Below are 14,042 nucleotides of genomic sequence, written 5' to 3' on the forward strand. Positions count from 1 at the left end.
TTAAAAGCGGTGGAACCCTTCAACAGGCATCACGAAAACGGTCGCTCCGCCAACTTGAACTTCAATCGGATAAGACATATGGCTGTCCATCGTCGCATCCAGACTAACAGGTGCCGTGACAAACTGTTCACGAGACTGACAGATGTCCTTAATCAAATCCAGCGCCTCGTTAACCCGTTCATCTTCAATTCCGATAATAAACGTTGTATTGCCTGATTTTAAAAAGCCACCAGTTGTGGACAATTTTGTTGCTCGAATATCAGCATCAATAAATTCATTTGACAAGCGGTTACTGTCTTTATCTTGAACAATCGCTAAAATTAATTTCATCGTAATTCCTCCTTATTATTTGGGATCTCTATCGACAATTTTCAGCATAAACCAATAACATTTACGGAAAATTACGTCGCCTACCATCATCACCTTAAAGAATCAAACAATTCCTACACACGCATTTAAAAAATTTGGGGGAAATGCTCTTTAATAGCCGCAAAACAATACTCAATCACCGTTTGTAGCGGCTCTCTAGCATCGATCATCACAATTCGCTCCTGATTTTCTTCTGCAATTTTTAAATAAGCATGACGAACCCGTTGATGAAACACAGGACTCTCGGTGTCCAAACGATCCAAATCATGAATTGAACGTCCATGCTGAATACGGCTTAACCCCGTATCAGAATCAACATCTAAATACAAGGTCAGATCTGGCTGAACCTCTTCAATCGCAAAACGGTTGATTGAAGCCACAGCTTCCATTCCAATTTTTCTGCCAGCACCTTGATACGCCAAAGAACTATCGACAAAACGGTCACACAACACCAATTTACCACTCTCAATCGCAGGCAGAACTTTTTCTACCAAATGTTGCCGGCGAGCCGCTGCATACAACAACGCTTCCGTCCGATCATCCATCGCCGTATTTTTAGGATCCAAAATAATTTGACGAATTTTTTCAGCGATCGGAATGCCCCCCGGTTCACGGGTTAAAACTAAGGGAATGGTCAATTCTCTTGCTAGCATTGGTCCCAGTTCTTTTATGACACTCGTTTTGCCTGCACCATCAGGCCCTTCTATTGTTATGAAAATACCAGTCACTTATTTTGCCTCCATCATCTATCTAATCTCTATTTTACTTGATTCCTTTGAATGTGTCTAATGTCACGTCAGATTTCTCGGCGACCTTCCACTGCCTTTAATAGCGTAATTTCATCAGCGTACTCGATATCACTCCCCACCGACAGCCCATGGGCCAACCGCGTCACTTTAATGCCCGCTGGTTTGATCAAACGAGACAGATACATCGCCGTCGCTTCACCTTCAGTCGTCGCATTGGTCGCGATGATCACTTCTTGAATCTCATCATCATGAAGTCGTTTGATCAACGGTGCAATATTAATATCGTCTGGGCCCGTGCCGTCCATCGGTGATAACACACCATGTAAAACGTGATACTGCCCCCGATACTCCCGCATCTTTTCCATTGACATAACGTCTTTCGGCTCTTCCACAACCAAGACAAGACTCTTATCGCGACTATTATCCTGACAAATTTCGCAGGTCTCTTCCTCTGAAATATTCCCACAAATCACACAGTAGTGAAGATCTCGCTTAACACTTATCAACGATTTAGCAAATTCGTTGACATCTTCTTCTCGCATATCTAAAGTAAAAAAAGCCAAGCGAGCTGCCGTTTTAGCGCCTATTCCAGGTAATCTCATATAGCTCTCTATTAATTTCGCGATGGGTGTTGGGTAATGCATCTAACCCCTTCTTTCTTAAAACTAATTACATCTAAATTTGGTTATTTCCTATTTATAAAGCATTGGAATTTTTTTCCCAACGTTTAACTAGCAAAAAACAGGAAGTTCCCTTCCCGTTTCACTTTTAGAATCCTGGCATGCCTTTTGTGTACTTGCCCATGGTAGCTTCTGTTTCCTTTTCAATTTTAACTAAAGCGTCATTGACAGCCGTAATGATCAAATCTTGCATCATTTCTACATCATCTGGATCAACCACTTCTGGTTTAATCGTCAAATCAACCATTTTACGATCGCCAGTAAAGGTCACTTCCACTAGCTGATTCGTTGCTTGACCTTTAAATTCTTTAACATTTAAGGCATCTTGAGCAACTACCATTTCCTTTTGCATTTTTTGCACTTGTTTCATCATGCCTTGCATATTTCCCATTCCACGCATCATTATGCTTCACTCCTAAAATTTTATCGATAGATATCCTGTTAAATAATCAGATAATTGGTTCCAGACGGCTAATTATCTAACCATCAATCATTCACAACTTCCACAACCCTTTCACCAAATAATTCTACCGCCTCATTCACAACCGTGTTTTCATCTTCCTCAGGCGGAACTAATTCCACTTCCCCCATCGGCAAGGCGTCATTAGTCGAATTAGCCACCATTTCATCCTGATGCTGACTCAAAAAATCCCGTCTCAGTCCCGTCCAACTCTCTTTGGGAATACAAATCAAATTCGGTTGATACTGCAAAATACGGTTAAAGCCCGTTCGCACATTTTCTTGCAACTCCGTATCCTCGCTGGCCCGTTGACAGACAATCTCATAGTCAAAGGACAGCACTAAGCCTGTCCCACTGGCAGCCACTGGCTCACTAGCTTTCAACATGGCTCGTTGCGTTACGGTCAATAGTTGCAGCACTTCTTCCCACGCATCTTGAATTTGCTGCAACTGATCCCGAGTCGCTTCCCGTAAAACCTGATAGACCCGTTCTGTCGGTAAGCGATAGGTCGATTTTTTGGGCGCAGCTTTTTGAGCTGGAGCTTCTTTAACTGGCCCCTCTTTTTTCAACGCCGCTAAATCAGCTGATAAGCGCTCAACCTCTTGTTTGAGGTCGCTAAGCTCTGCAGAATCAATGGCCACCGCTCCCTCATTTGAGGTCACAGGCAAGGACTTGGGTTTTCTTAACGTAGCCAATTTAACCGTCGCCACTTCCAAATATATATTGGGATGATTGGTAAAACGAATCTCATGTTGCGTATCACTCAAAATTTGAATGTATTGATAAATCGTTTCTGGCAATAAGTTATCTCCCAGTTCTTTAAACCCTTCTGTCAGCTGCCCACTTTGATTAGCCAACAATCTAGGCGCCTGTTTATACATTAATAAATCACGGCAATACAAAAGTAAGTCTTCTAAAAAGCGACTCCCTTCCTTGCCTTCATTTAATAATTTATTTAGTACAACCAAACCTTCTTCAGTTTTTCCATCAGTACAATACTGGATAAACGTGTCCATCATTTCAAAGGTCAAACTGCCCGTCACTTGCAAGGCATCATCGACAGTCAAACGTTCGTCACCAAAAGACAAGGCCTGATCAAGAATACTTAAAGCATCCCGCATGCCACCTTCAGCCGCCCGCGCAACCACAAACAAACTTTGTTCGTCATAGTCAATCTCCATACTTTGTAATATTTCCGCCATATGGTCGACAATATCTTGAGTACTGATTCGTTTAAAATCAAAACGTTGCGTCCGCGAAATAATCGTTAAGGGGATTTTATGAGGTTCTGTCGTAGCTAAAATAAATAACACATTTTTCGGTGGTTCTTCCAAAGTCTTTAACAAAGCATTAAAGGCACCTGTTGACAACATATGGACTTCATCGATGATATAGACTTTATAATCAGCCTGGGTAGGCGCATATTTCACTTTTTCACGAATATCGCGAATTTCTTCCACACCATTATTGCTCGCTGCATCAATTTCGATGACGTCATTTAAACGCCCCTCAGTGATTGCTTGACACGTTTCACATTCGTTACATGGCTCACCATCTTGACTATGGCGGCAGTTAATCGCTTTGGCAAAGATTTTAGCAGCACTGGTCTTCCCAGTACCCCGAGGCCCTGTAAACAAATAGGCGTGAGAGGTTTTATTTTGAACAATCGCATTTTTAAGTGTTTGAGTAACCGTTTGTTGTCCCACGATCGTGTCAAAACGCTGGGAACGCCACACGCGATACAAAGCTTGATACGTCATTTCTTTCGACTCCTCTCAAAAAATCGCTAGTTCTCATTATACGTTAGAATCACCAAAATTTCCACATCTTTCATGAAAGTCACAAGCTAATTTAATCAAGTCATTTTAGATACTTTTTTCTTGGTTTCATCTCTTTCTATGATACAATAAAATCAGAAATAGTTGTACTTAGAAATGCGACTCACAAAAGGCGAGATGACACTGTGTCACTTGCCAACACATACAAACAAAAGGAGCGATTTGAATGGGATTAATTAAAGCAGCAACAAGCGCAGTAGGTGGAGGTTTAGCGGATCAGTGGCTAGAGATAATCGAACCTGGTGATATGAGCGACCAAACGGTTATGACCGAAGGCGTCACTGTTCGTAAAGATGACCGCCGTGGCTCAAATAAAAAAGGCACAAGTGGTGTGATTACCGATGGTTCAGTCATTCATGTCTACCCTAATACCATGATGTTATTAGTCGATGGTGGAAAAATTATCGACTACTCATCCGAAGAAGGCTATTACACAGTTAAAAATGACAATGCCCCTTCCATGTTTGGTGGCAACTTAAAAAAAGCGATTGCCGAATCCTTTGACCGCTTTAAATACGGTGGCGTCACTCCTCAAAACCAAAAAGTCATTTACATCAACTTACAAGAAATCAAAGGCATTAAATTTGGCACACCAACACCTATTAACTACTTTGATAATTTTTATAATGCGGAACTCTTTTTAAGAGCTCACGGTAACTACTCGATTCGCATTACTGACCCAATTCTTTTTTATGCGGAAGCTATTCCTCGCAATAAAACCAAAGTGGACATCAGTGAAATTAACGAGCAGTACTTAGCAGAATTTTTAACGGCTTTGCAAACATCGATCAACCAAATGTCCGCAGCTGGCGAACGAATTTCTTTCGTCACTTCTAAAAGTACTGAATTAAGCAAATTTATGGCGACGGTGTTAGATGAAGAATGGCGAGCTAATCGAGGAATGGAGATCGCCTCTGTCGGTGTCGCCAGCATTTCTTATGACGACGAATCAAAAGCCCTAATCAACATGCGGAATAAAGGTGCGATGTTAGGCGATCCGAACATTCGCGAAGGATTTGTGCAAGGGTCAATCGCCAGTGGGATTGAAGCAGCTGGTTCTAACGCTGCTGGTAGCACAACCGCCTTTATGGGCATGGGTGCCGGGATGAACGCTGGCGGAAGCTTTATGGGCCAAGCTAGCCAAACCAACCAACAACAAATGAAAGATCAAGCAGAGAAAGCCGCTCAGGCAGATGCGCAAGCCGCCGACACCTGGACATGTCCAAAAGACGGCACAAAAAACACCGGTAAATTCTGTTCTGACTGCGGCGAGCCTAAACCAGCTCCAGCAGCGACAGGGATTCAAATGAAATGTGGCGCATGTGGCGAAATTGTAACCATTACAACGGCCATGCCAAAATTCTGTCCAGAATGCGGTCAGCCATTCCAAGGTCTCCCTCTATAACACACACTACGTAAAAGCGTTCGCCTCACCAATCATCACAGTTGGTGAGGTGAACCCATGACATCAAGAAGGGAGTATCGTAATGAGTGAGGTTATTTCCCATAAGTGTCCCAATTGTGACGGGCCACTCTTATTTGATCCAAAGACCCAAAAATTCCACTGCGAATACTGTCTCAGTATTTTCACAGAACCAGAAGTTCAAGCTTACGAAGAAAAACTAGCACAGCTAAACCCGACAGATACTCAAGAAAATGATGCCGAACCTGAAATTAAGACGGAGGCAAAACAACCGGCGGAAGACGATTCCCCAATGGATTTATTTTCCTGTCCCAGTTGCGGTGCGGAAATCGTCACTGATACGACGACCGCTGCCACCTATTGTTATTACTGTCACAATCCCGTTGTCTTATCAGGACGGGTCAGTGGTAAATTCCTCCCCCAATCGGTCTTGCCATTTGCCATTGAAAAAGAGGAGGCCGTTACCCAATTTCTTAACTGGGCGCAGAAAAAGAAATTTATTCCTAAAGACTTTTTCAATAAGAATCAAGTTGAAAAATTAACAGGCATTTATTTTCCCTACTGGGTAGTAGACGCAAGCCTTCACGGTTCATTGCAAGCCAATGCCAACTCTGTCTCCGTTTGGCGTGTCGGCGACATTGAATACACCCAAACAAAAAAATACAACATCTTCCGTCAAGGGAAGATGTCCTTTAAAGAATTAGTAAAAAATGCCCTGCAAAAAAATGCTAAAGTCAACATGGTGGAATCTGTCCAGCCTTTCCCACTGGAAAAAGCTGTCCCCTTTAAGACTCAATATTTATCAGGCTTCCAAGCCGAAAAACGTGATTTAGAATTTGAAACATTACAACAAGACATTCACGGCGAATTAAAGCAATATGGCCACCAACTGTTACAAGATACCGTCTCCGGTTATACGACGGTCTACAATCATAAAGTCAACCTTGATGTCGATGGCGAAAACCATCAATACGTCTTACTACCTGTTTGGTTGCTGACATACCGCAATGACAGTGGCACAGATGATTCAAAAAAATTGTATTACTTCGCTATGAACGGCCAAAATGGAAAAGTCAGCGGAAAATTACCGATTGATAAGACCAAACTAAGTCTCTTCGCATTAGGTGTTGGCATTGGCGTCTTTCTTCTCGTCCTGTTAGGAGGGTATTTAATATGAAACAGTTACTAAACTCCTTCTTAGGCCCTTTAGCAATTCTGTTCTTTTTAGTTCTTAGCAGTCAGCCCGTTCAAGCAAGTGAAACGATTTTCGATCAAGCCGGCCTCTTCTCAGAGTCACAAAAAGCCGATATTGCAGACAAGATCGCCCTTTTTAAAGAAAACACTGGCATGGATGGAGCCGTTGTTACGACGAATGATGCTGGCGGCAAAACAGCACAGGCCTATGCCGATGATTTTTACGATGATCATCAATTTGGTGTCGGGGCTGACCGCAGTGGCTTTCTTTTCCTAATTGACATGGACAATCGAACCTATTACATTTCAACCATGGGCAAAATGAAAGAACTGTTATCAGAATCGCGGATAGAAAAAATGTTAGATCACGCGGAAGACGATATGGTAAATGGTGATTATCACCTAGCGGCTTTAAGTATTTTAACTGATGCCATTAAATACAGTGACCGGTATCAATATGACAGTGCAACCGGACATTTTAAACGGATCCGCAAACTCACGCCTCTGAAAACCATGATTGCCGTGATAGCGGCTGTTATTGCCGGAATAGCCAGTTACTCTTCTATTTATGGGACTTATAATTTAAAACGATCCACTTATAAGTATTCATATCGTGAGAAAGGTCAACTCAACCTAACTCAAAAAGACGATCAATTAATCGATACCTTTACCACCACTCGTCGAATTCCAAAACCTACCAATTCAGGTGGTGGCGGAGGAGGTGGCGGCGGTGGCGGTCACGGCGGCGGTGGTCGCAGCTTTTAATTGAACAGTTGAAAGAAGAAAGCAGCTTTTCTTCTTTCAACTGTTTTTTTACCAACCACTGAAAGGAAATCCCTCCCATTTTTGCTTTGATACAAAAAAAGTGCCCTCAATCACTTGAGAACACTGATAACTTACTATTTAATTCAGGCACATGATAAGACTTGATATGTGCTGCTTCCTTCCAGACCTGACACGCTTACCAAATCCATCATTGCCCTAGCCTTGCGGCAAATACTATTGTACCTCATTTTTTTCTTTCTGGCTACCCTTTTCTCAGATTTTTTTTTGTTATTTTACCAACTCCGCGAATCCTCAAAGTGGCGGGCTTTTGACTCAGCCTCAACGACGATCTCCTTCGGAAAAGCCATCACCTTTAACAATTTTAACGCATTTCGAGTTCTAGCAGGCCCTTGATACAGCACATAATCGAACTCAACTCCTTCTTCCTCTGTCACCTGTTCTTCAAAATGAATGTTTTCGCAAACATCATTGAGAATCTCTGTTAATTCAATATCGTGGGTCGCAATAAAACCTAAACTCTGACTTTTCGTCAACCACTCCACGATTGCTGACGAAGCGGCAATCCGTTCGATCGTATTCGTCCCTCTCAATATTTCGTCAACAAAACAATAACAAGTTTCGCCTTTTTTGACTTGCTGAATGATGCGCTTAACCGACTTAATTTCCGCAACAAAGTAACTATCCCCTTGAAAAAGGTCATCTTCGAGGGCCATCGAACTCAGCACATGACCCGCTTTCATCTTCCACGACTTGGCACAAGCGAGGCCGATCGTTTGGCTCAAAATAGCATTGAGGGCAACACCTTTGATATAGGTGGATTTTCCTGAAGCATTTGAACCAGTTACTAAGGTCGATTTATGCCAGTTGACTGGATTAACCACAGGGGCCTGAAGTAACGGATGATACATTTCCTCCGCGACAACTTGAGTTGTTTCAGTAGTCTCTGGTTGACAAACATAAGGCATAATCTGTTTAAAATTTAAAACAGCGATCGCCGCATCAATATTGCCAATCATTTCCAACAGTTCGATCGCTTCTTGCTGATGAGTATCCAATTTTTTCAAGACCAGATTATAAGAAATAAAGGGCAACATAAACGCGATGTTAAGATACTCAAAAAACACTTCCGCTTCCGAATTCGCTTTTACTCGAAAAGCAAATCCCAAGCGAGCAATTATTTTTAACTCTTTAGCTAATGTTTTAATTTTGTCCTGTAGCGGTTGCGACACTTTCGCAATATTACTGCTCTGAGCGATGAGACACACTAGATAATTCATGCTCAGCAATTCACGTTGGAGCACCTCTTTCTTCTGCATGTAAAACACCACGTTGATCATTATTCCGACAATCGCAACTAGCACCAACGGGCCTATTTTAGTCAAAGCAAACAACAACAACGACACAACTGGCAAACTACCAAGAACATAATAAATAAGTGGATTCCCCAACTGATTTTCCCTAGGATTATGTAAATAATGCCACACAAAGTTCTTGTCTCGTTTCCCCGCCCGGGCTAATTGATACTGCATCTCAGCTCGTTCTTGATCATGCTCCGCAAAGAAGGTCACCAACTCTTGAAATTCACTTCCCTCTTTGCCATCTAAATCAAACTCACGCATTTTCTGGTACAAACGCTCAGCTCCTACGCTAGACTTTGTCCCATTAACTAGCTCAAAAACCCGAATCATGTCCAGATCATGCCACGTAATATCATCAACGGTACTCTGACTTGGATTTAATTTATGGTAGATTTGCCATGCCTCCTTTAAACTGTCCTCTTTATCAAAATTAGTAACAGCTGGCACCCTTTGCCAATCACGAGCGATTCGTTGTTTTAGCAACAGTCGCTCGCGAATGGCTAAAACGACGATTAGAACAATGACAAATCCCACTGCTCCCAACATAAAAACCATTTCATTTGTCATCTATTCAGCCTCCTGTTTTAATCGCTTTTTTTCTGCCCGCAACTCTCTAAAAAAAGAAGTTAGCATGTCCCCACACTCTTTTTCCAAAATGCCCTTTTCCACATAGGCCTGATGGTTAAAACGTTGATCCTCCAAAAGATTCAGTAATGTGCCAGCAGTTCCTGCTTTCGGATCAGCCGCCCCATAATAAACTTCGGCTACCCTTGATAAAATTAATGCCCCACTACACATTGGACACGGTTCTAAGGTCACAAACAGCTGACAATTTTCCAGCCGCCAATTCTCGATATTGCGACACGCCTCTTGAATAGCAGCAATCTCAGCATGGGTTGTCGCATCTTGGCTGGTCTCACGTAAGTTATGCCCTCGCCCAATAATTTCCCCTTGATAGACAACCACTGCACCAATGGGCACCTCTTTTAACCTTCGAGCTTTTTCAGCCTCCTCTAGTGCTGCTTGCATAAATTTAAGTTTATCTGCTTGACTAACCGTTGATACTCGTTCCATATTTCCCCCCACTTTAGACTGTATTTACTCTATTGTACCAAAACTGCCGCCATCAAGGAATAACCAAGACACCAAACCTGATGATAGTAATCGAAACTCTTTTGATAATTTATGCTGTCCCCTTTGACAGACTATGTTAAACTAACAGTATAAGGACTTTGCTAACGACATAATTCAGAGAACGCTTTTGTCTGAGCTTATTGACTGGCAGGTCTACACATAAACTGTTGAAATGACTGGTGATAATATGGATAAACTGCAATTACAAGAAATTTATAGCTTTGGTGAAATCGTTCCATCGCCAACGGACAATGAACTTAATTTAAATATCCCTTTAGACGGCAATTGGCTAGCTTTACCCAAAGCACAGCTGACTTCCACCGAAATTAATCTATTAACCGCTCTTTTTCTTGAAAAAAATGATGTCACGATCAACGATGACAAACATCCTTGGTATGGTTTTTTATTTGAAGGAAAACCCATTGAAAAAGTAGCAGGCTCTTATCGAATCATTCAATTTAACCTGATCAACTCCAATCAAAAACAGTCTCGGCAAGAATGGCTAGACGCCTTTGCCAGCATGTTTAACAAAGTCGCGGATGCTTTCTTCTTAACTGAATCCTATGGCATTATCGTCGAAGAAAAAAGCAAAAGCTCGTACTCCTTAGAAGAATTAGAAGGGATTCTATTGACGCTGGAAAGTGATTTCATCTTCAAAACAAAAGCCTTTCTGGGGAGTTTTCTTAATATCAGCGATGGCTTCCCCCGTTTTTTCCAAGAAGAAAAACAAATCTTTTTAGAAGAACTCCCAACCATTAAAAGCAAATCCGCCTTCTCTTTATCGCAAGTCGCATTGCATTTCTTCACAAAAAACATGGTTAAAAAAAGCCTGATCATGCAAATATTTAAGAAGAAACTCTCAATTGACGGTGAAATGCAAGACATCATCACTGCTTTATGGAACAATCAAGGGAATATCAGTTCAACTGCTAAAGAATTATTTATGCATCGGAACACCTTACAATACCGCTTAGAAAAATTCCATGAACAAACCGGTCTCTCACTTAAAAGCATGGATGACCTTGTATTAAGTTACCTACTAGTCGCCTGATCTCCAACTTGACACTCAAGACGCTAGATGGCATTCAGCACAGATGATACCGTCCTAAAAAAATAGCGACACCACTTAATGACTAAAGTGGTATCGCTATTTTTTATGCAAAGGATTCGACAAAATCAACTAAATGCTTTTTTACATCTTCCGTTACTTCACGCACATTTTTGCCCGTCACGCTAATCTTGTTACGACTGTCTTTCACTTTGCTTAAAATTCCTACAACTGACTCGATTTCGGAATCTGATAAATCATCAACTATATTTAAAAGCTTTTCACTACCGTCCAATTTGTCATTAACAAACTTTTTAACCTTATAGCGATTTTGTGTCTCTTTTATCGTTTTAATAACTTTATCTGAAACAACAACTGCTAATGCTGTCCCAACAACTGCGGTGACGCTCACTCCAAGCAATAATTTTGTAGATGTTTTCATTTATTCAGCCCCTTTTAGTTAAGTTATACATCAATTATAACATTAAATGATGAAATACCCCACTAATCTCTTCTATTTCCAAAAAGCATTATCAAACGCAATAATTGTAGCAAGGTTGAAATCGCGGCAGCTACATAAGTCAAAGCCGCGGCAATCAGTACCTTACGAGCCATCACCATTTCCTCATCATCAAGGAAGTGATTGCTTCTTAAAATTGACAAAGCTCTCCGTGACGCATTAAATTCCACCGGTAAAGTGACCACTTGAAAAAGAAAGGCCGCGGCAAAGCAAAGAATCCCAATATTTATTAAAGTTTGCCCAAAAAAGAGGCCGGCGATAATTAATGGCATCGACATCGTTGTCCCAATGTTAGCCACTGGTACAATAGCCGAACGCAATTTCAAAGGGAAATAACTGCGACTGTCTTGAACCGCATGACCACATTCATGAGCCGCCACGCCAATTGCAGCAACTGATGTTGAGTCAGCTACGGTTTCAGAGAGACTTAAAACTTTATTCTGTGAATTATAATTGTCCGTCAAATCACCAGAAATCTTTTGAACGGCCACTCCTTCTACCTCAGCAGCCCGTAAAATCAACTGAGCCACTTCCGTTCCTGTATATCCCTTTTTATTACTAAACTTAGCGTATTTTCTATATGTACTATTAACATAGGCTGACGCCGCCATTGACAATGCCATTCCAATTAATACTAATATCAGGGTACTATCATAAAAAAATCCCAATCCCATTGGCATAAACATCTTATATTAACCTCCTTATTTCTTTTTATAGTCTTAGTTTATCACGATTGTCTAAAAGTTACTTGAAAAATGTGTGAAAGCTTTAAGAACTTCTGTCTTTTTTCATACATATGAAAGCCACCATTATTCTTAAACAATGGATAGACAAAACAAACATCTTGATCTAACTAAAAGAGTTACTACTTCTCGTGGTTGTTTTCCCCTCGAAAATGATCTGAAGTCAAACAGCAGAGATCAGCTTGCGGACTCCTGATGATTATTTAACACGATTTATCTCTTAAGAAAATAGCAAAATAGTTAAATGATGATACCACGCATTGCGACCTTGTTCTAACCTTCTAAGCAGGTAAACCTGCAAGATTTGAAGGTCGAAGTATCCACTAGTTCTAAACGCTCTTCGATGTCCCTTATTTCTAAGCCAATAAATTAGCAAGAATAATGGCTAAAGCGTTAAGCGTAGAGGCATTCCAAAAGATTGATGAGCTAAGCTAGACATCGATTAGAATCGAGTCGAAGTCCGAACGCATTGATTCGCACCCCTCTCACACCACCGTACGTACGGTTCCGTATACGGCGGTTCAACTCATATTGCAGTATGTACTTTTAGATAGTAATCTAAAACAAAGGGAATTCCTCTTTGTTTTAGTCGTTTATTGGATAAAGCTCTGTGAACTACTTTTGATAATCCTATAAATCGATAACCCTTTCGGCAATACGTTAAGCCTTTGGCTTCTTCTTCTGGTATTCCTAACTGAATCAAGGAGCGGATTCTCTTGTTATTTTTCTTCCAATGTTTCCAGATGATGACTCGGATTCTTGACCGAAGTTTAGCGTCGATCTCTTTGAGTTTCTGTTTCATTTTTGCTTTGCGAAAGTAGTTTACCCATCCATAAATGACTTGTTTGAGTTTCACGATTCTTTCATCAAGAGAAATGCTTCTGTTCCTCTTGGTGAGTTGACTTAATCTCCGTTGAAATTTCTGAAAGGAGTCCTCATGGGGTCTTGGTTGGTATTTTTTTGTCTGCCTATCAAAATAAAAGCCGAAACCTAAAAATTTTGTTCCGTTCGGACGACTTATCTGGCTTTTCTCCGCATTGACAATCAACCCTAATTTCTTTTCGATAAATGTTGTGACGGACTGTAAGACTCGTTGCGCTGATTTCTCACTTTTGACAAAGATAATACTATCATCTGCATAGCGGACAAAATGTAGACCTCTTGATTCTAGTTCTTTATCTAGTTCATTCAACATGATGTTACTCAATAGAGGACTTAGATTACCTCCTTGCGGGGTACCGATAGGTGTCTCTTCATATTGTCCATTTTTCATGACCCCACTTACTAAATACTTACGAATGAGAGAAATAACATCTCCGTCTTCAATTGTGTAGGAGATAATTCGCATAAGCTTGTCATGATGGACGGTGTCGAAGAACCGCTCTAAGTCGATATCAACTAACCAATCATATCCGTTATTCATATAGTTCACTGTTTGTATAATCGCCATTTCACAACTGCGATTTGGTCTAAAACCATAACTATGCTCGCTAAATTGGTTTTCGAATATAGGCGTGAGAATCTGACTAATTGCCTGTTGAACAACCCTGTCTACTACAGTTGGAATACCTTAATTGACGCATTTTTCCATTTCCTTTTGGAATGTTTACTCGTAAGGTTGGTTGCGGCTTATATTTACGTTGACGGATTTGAGAACGAAGTTCTTCTTTATGTTCTCGAAGATATGATTTTAATTCCTCAACAGTAATTCCATCCACTCCACTTGTTCCTTTATTACGA

General features: G+C 41.0%; 14 protein-coding genes, 1 other RNA gene and 1 pseudogene. 4 read left to right on the forward strand and 12 right to left on the reverse strand.

The features are described from left to right. The 5 genes from I6N95_RS13740 to dnaX all read right to left on the reverse strand — a co-directional run bounded on the left by I6N95_RS13740 (position 1) and on the right by dnaX (position 4,018). On the reverse strand, positions 1-330 hold the full coding sequence (locus I6N95_RS13740) for a cyclic-di-AMP receptor (RefSeq protein WP_209528929.1): 330 nt from the start codon (positions 328-330) through the stop codon (positions 1-3). 125 nt (positions 331-455) lie between these two features. Next, positions 456-1,097, reverse strand: a complete 642-nt coding sequence (gene tmk / locus I6N95_RS13745; protein ID WP_209528931.1) for a dTMP kinase — start codon at positions 1,095-1,097, stop codon at positions 456-458. 68 nt (positions 1,098-1,165) lie between these two features. Further along, the gene (gene recR / locus I6N95_RS13750) at positions 1,166-1,762 is read right to left on the reverse strand and encodes a recombination mediator RecR (RefSeq protein ID WP_209528933.1); all 597 of its coding nucleotides are present in this window, start codon (positions 1,760-1,762) and stop codon (positions 1,166-1,168) included. A 124-nt stretch (positions 1,763-1,886) separates the two neighbouring features. Beyond that, positions 1,887-2,201: a YbaB/EbfC family nucleoid-associated protein gene (locus tag I6N95_RS13755; RefSeq protein ID WP_209528935.1), complete on the reverse strand. Its 315-nt coding sequence runs from the start codon at positions 2,199-2,201 to the stop codon at positions 1,887-1,889. An 83-nt stretch (positions 2,202-2,284) separates the two neighbouring features. After that, positions 2,285-4,018 carry a DNA polymerase III subunit gamma/tau gene (gene dnaX / locus I6N95_RS13760; protein WP_209528937.1) on the reverse strand — a complete coding sequence of 578 codons (1,734 nt, stop codon included), beginning with the start codon at positions 4,016-4,018 and terminating at the stop codon, positions 2,285-2,287. A 244-nt stretch (positions 4,019-4,262) separates the two neighbouring features. Between dnaX and I6N95_RS13765 the strand changes: the two genes are divergently transcribed. The 3 genes from I6N95_RS13765 to I6N95_RS13775 all read left to right on the forward strand — a co-directional run bounded on the left by I6N95_RS13765 (position 4,263) and on the right by I6N95_RS13775 (position 7,478). Continuing rightward, complete coding sequence (locus tag I6N95_RS13765) at positions 4,263-5,501, forward strand: SPFH domain-containing protein (protein WP_209528939.1); 1,239 nt, start codon at positions 4,263-4,265, stop codon at positions 5,499-5,501. An 82-nt stretch (positions 5,502-5,583) separates the two neighbouring features. Further along, positions 5,584-6,696 carry a TFIIB-type zinc ribbon-containing protein gene (locus I6N95_RS13770; RefSeq protein WP_209528941.1) on the forward strand — a complete coding sequence of 371 codons (1,113 nt, stop codon included), beginning with the start codon at positions 5,584-5,586 and terminating at the stop codon, positions 6,694-6,696. After that, positions 6,693-7,478: a TPM domain-containing protein gene (locus tag I6N95_RS13775; RefSeq protein ID WP_209528943.1), complete on the forward strand. Its 786-nt coding sequence runs from the start codon at positions 6,693-6,695 to the stop codon at positions 7,476-7,478. Before I6N95_RS13770 ends, I6N95_RS13775 begins: the two co-directional genes overlap by 4 nt. Before the next feature lie 136 nt (positions 7,479-7,614). Here I6N95_RS13775 and ffs read toward each other — a convergent pair. The 3 genes from ffs to tadA form a co-directional block, all read right to left on the reverse strand. Beyond that, positions 7,615-7,701, reverse strand: an RNA gene (gene ffs, locus I6N95_RS13780) — signal recognition particle sRNA small type. Positions 7,702-7,771: 70 nt separating this feature from the next. Next, positions 7,772-9,424, reverse strand: coding sequence for a MutS-related protein (locus tag I6N95_RS13785; RefSeq protein WP_245249497.1), 1,653 nt, complete (start codon positions 9,422-9,424; stop codon positions 7,772-7,774). Then, positions 9,425-9,931 (reverse strand): tRNA adenosine(34) deaminase TadA, encoded by a 507-nt coding sequence (gene tadA, locus I6N95_RS13790; RefSeq protein WP_209528945.1) that lies wholly within the window; start codon positions 9,929-9,931, stop codon positions 9,425-9,427. A gap of 247 nt (positions 9,932-10,178) precedes the next feature. Here tadA and I6N95_RS27440 point away from each other — a divergent pair, with 247 nt between their 5' ends. Further along, a complete protein-coding gene (locus I6N95_RS27440; RefSeq protein ID WP_283808975.1) occupies positions 10,179-11,042 on the forward strand; it encodes a helix-turn-helix domain-containing protein in 864 nt (287 codons plus the stop codon). A 103-nt stretch (positions 11,043-11,145) separates the two neighbouring features. Here the strand turns inward: I6N95_RS27440 and I6N95_RS13800 are convergent, their stop codons facing one another. The 4 genes and pseudogenes from I6N95_RS13800 to I6N95_RS27100 form a co-directional block, all read right to left on the reverse strand. Further along, entirely contained in the window at positions 11,146-11,481 is a 336-nt protein-coding gene (locus I6N95_RS13800; RefSeq protein ID WP_209528950.1) for a hypothetical protein, read from the reverse strand. A gap of 62 nt (positions 11,482-11,543) precedes the next feature. Further along, positions 11,544-12,245: a zinc metallopeptidase gene (locus I6N95_RS13805; RefSeq protein WP_209528951.1), complete on the reverse strand. Its 702-nt coding sequence runs from the start codon at positions 12,243-12,245 to the stop codon at positions 11,544-11,546. Between the two features lie 583 nt (positions 12,246-12,828). Then, on the reverse strand, positions 12,829-13,869 hold the full coding sequence (gene ltrA, locus I6N95_RS13810; RefSeq protein WP_347340562.1) for a group II intron reverse transcriptase/maturase: 1,041 nt from the start codon (positions 13,867-13,869) through the stop codon (positions 12,829-12,831). Continuing rightward, a pseudogene (locus I6N95_RS27100) lies at positions 13,829-14,042 on the reverse strand (hypothetical protein); the annotation flags it as partial. The gene ltrA and the pseudogene I6N95_RS27100, both read right to left, overlap by 41 nt.

Origin of the sequence: Vagococcus allomyrinae, assembly GCF_017829975.1 — a bacterium.
In the GTDB taxonomy this organism is placed as follows: Bacteria; Bacillota; Bacilli; order Lactobacillales; family Vagococcaceae; genus Vagococcus_D; species Vagococcus_D allomyrinae.

What these genes read in the sequence shown, in the direction of transcription:
- dnaX (WP_209528937.1), bottom strand. Translation starts at nt 4,018, where the DNA reads ATGACGTATCAAGCTTTGTATCGCGTGTGGCGTTCCCAGCGTTTTGAC.
- I6N95_RS13805 (WP_209528951.1), bottom strand. Translation starts at nt 12,245, where the DNA reads ATGTTTATGCCAATGGGATTGGGATTTTTTTATGATAGTACCCTGATA.
- I6N95_RS13770 (WP_209528941.1), top strand. Translation starts at nt 5,584, where the DNA reads ATGAGTGAGGTTATTTCCCATAAGTGTCCCAATTGTGACGGGCCACTC.
- recR (WP_209528933.1), bottom strand. Translation starts at nt 1,762, where the DNA reads ATGCATTACCCAACACCCATCGCGAAATTAATAGAGAGCTATATGAGA.
- I6N95_RS13740 (WP_209528929.1), bottom strand. Translation starts at nt 330, where the DNA reads ATGAAATTAATTTTAGCGATTGTTCAAGATAAAGACAGTAACCGCTTG.
- I6N95_RS13765 (WP_209528939.1), top strand. Translation starts at nt 4,263, where the DNA reads ATGGGATTAATTAAAGCAGCAACAAGCGCAGTAGGTGGAGGTTTAGCG.
- I6N95_RS13800 (WP_209528950.1), bottom strand. Translation starts at nt 11,481, where the DNA reads ATGAAAACATCTACAAAATTATTGCTTGGAGTGAGCGTCACCGCAGTT.
- I6N95_RS13775 (WP_209528943.1), top strand. Translation starts at nt 6,693, where the DNA reads ATGAAACAGTTACTAAACTCCTTCTTAGGCCCTTTAGCAATTCTGTTC.
- I6N95_RS27440 (WP_283808975.1), top strand. Translation starts at nt 10,179, where the DNA reads ATGGATAAACTGCAATTACAAGAAATTTATAGCTTTGGTGAAATCGTT.
- I6N95_RS13755 (WP_209528935.1), bottom strand. Translation starts at nt 2,201, where the DNA reads ATGATGCGTGGAATGGGAAATATGCAAGGCATGATGAAACAAGTGCAA.
- I6N95_RS13785 (WP_245249497.1), bottom strand. Translation starts at nt 9,424, where the DNA reads ATGACAAATGAAATGGTTTTTATGTTGGGAGCAGTGGGATTTGTCATT.
- tadA (WP_209528945.1), bottom strand. Translation starts at nt 9,931, where the DNA reads ATGGAACGAGTATCAACGGTTAGTCAAGCAGATAAACTTAAATTTATG.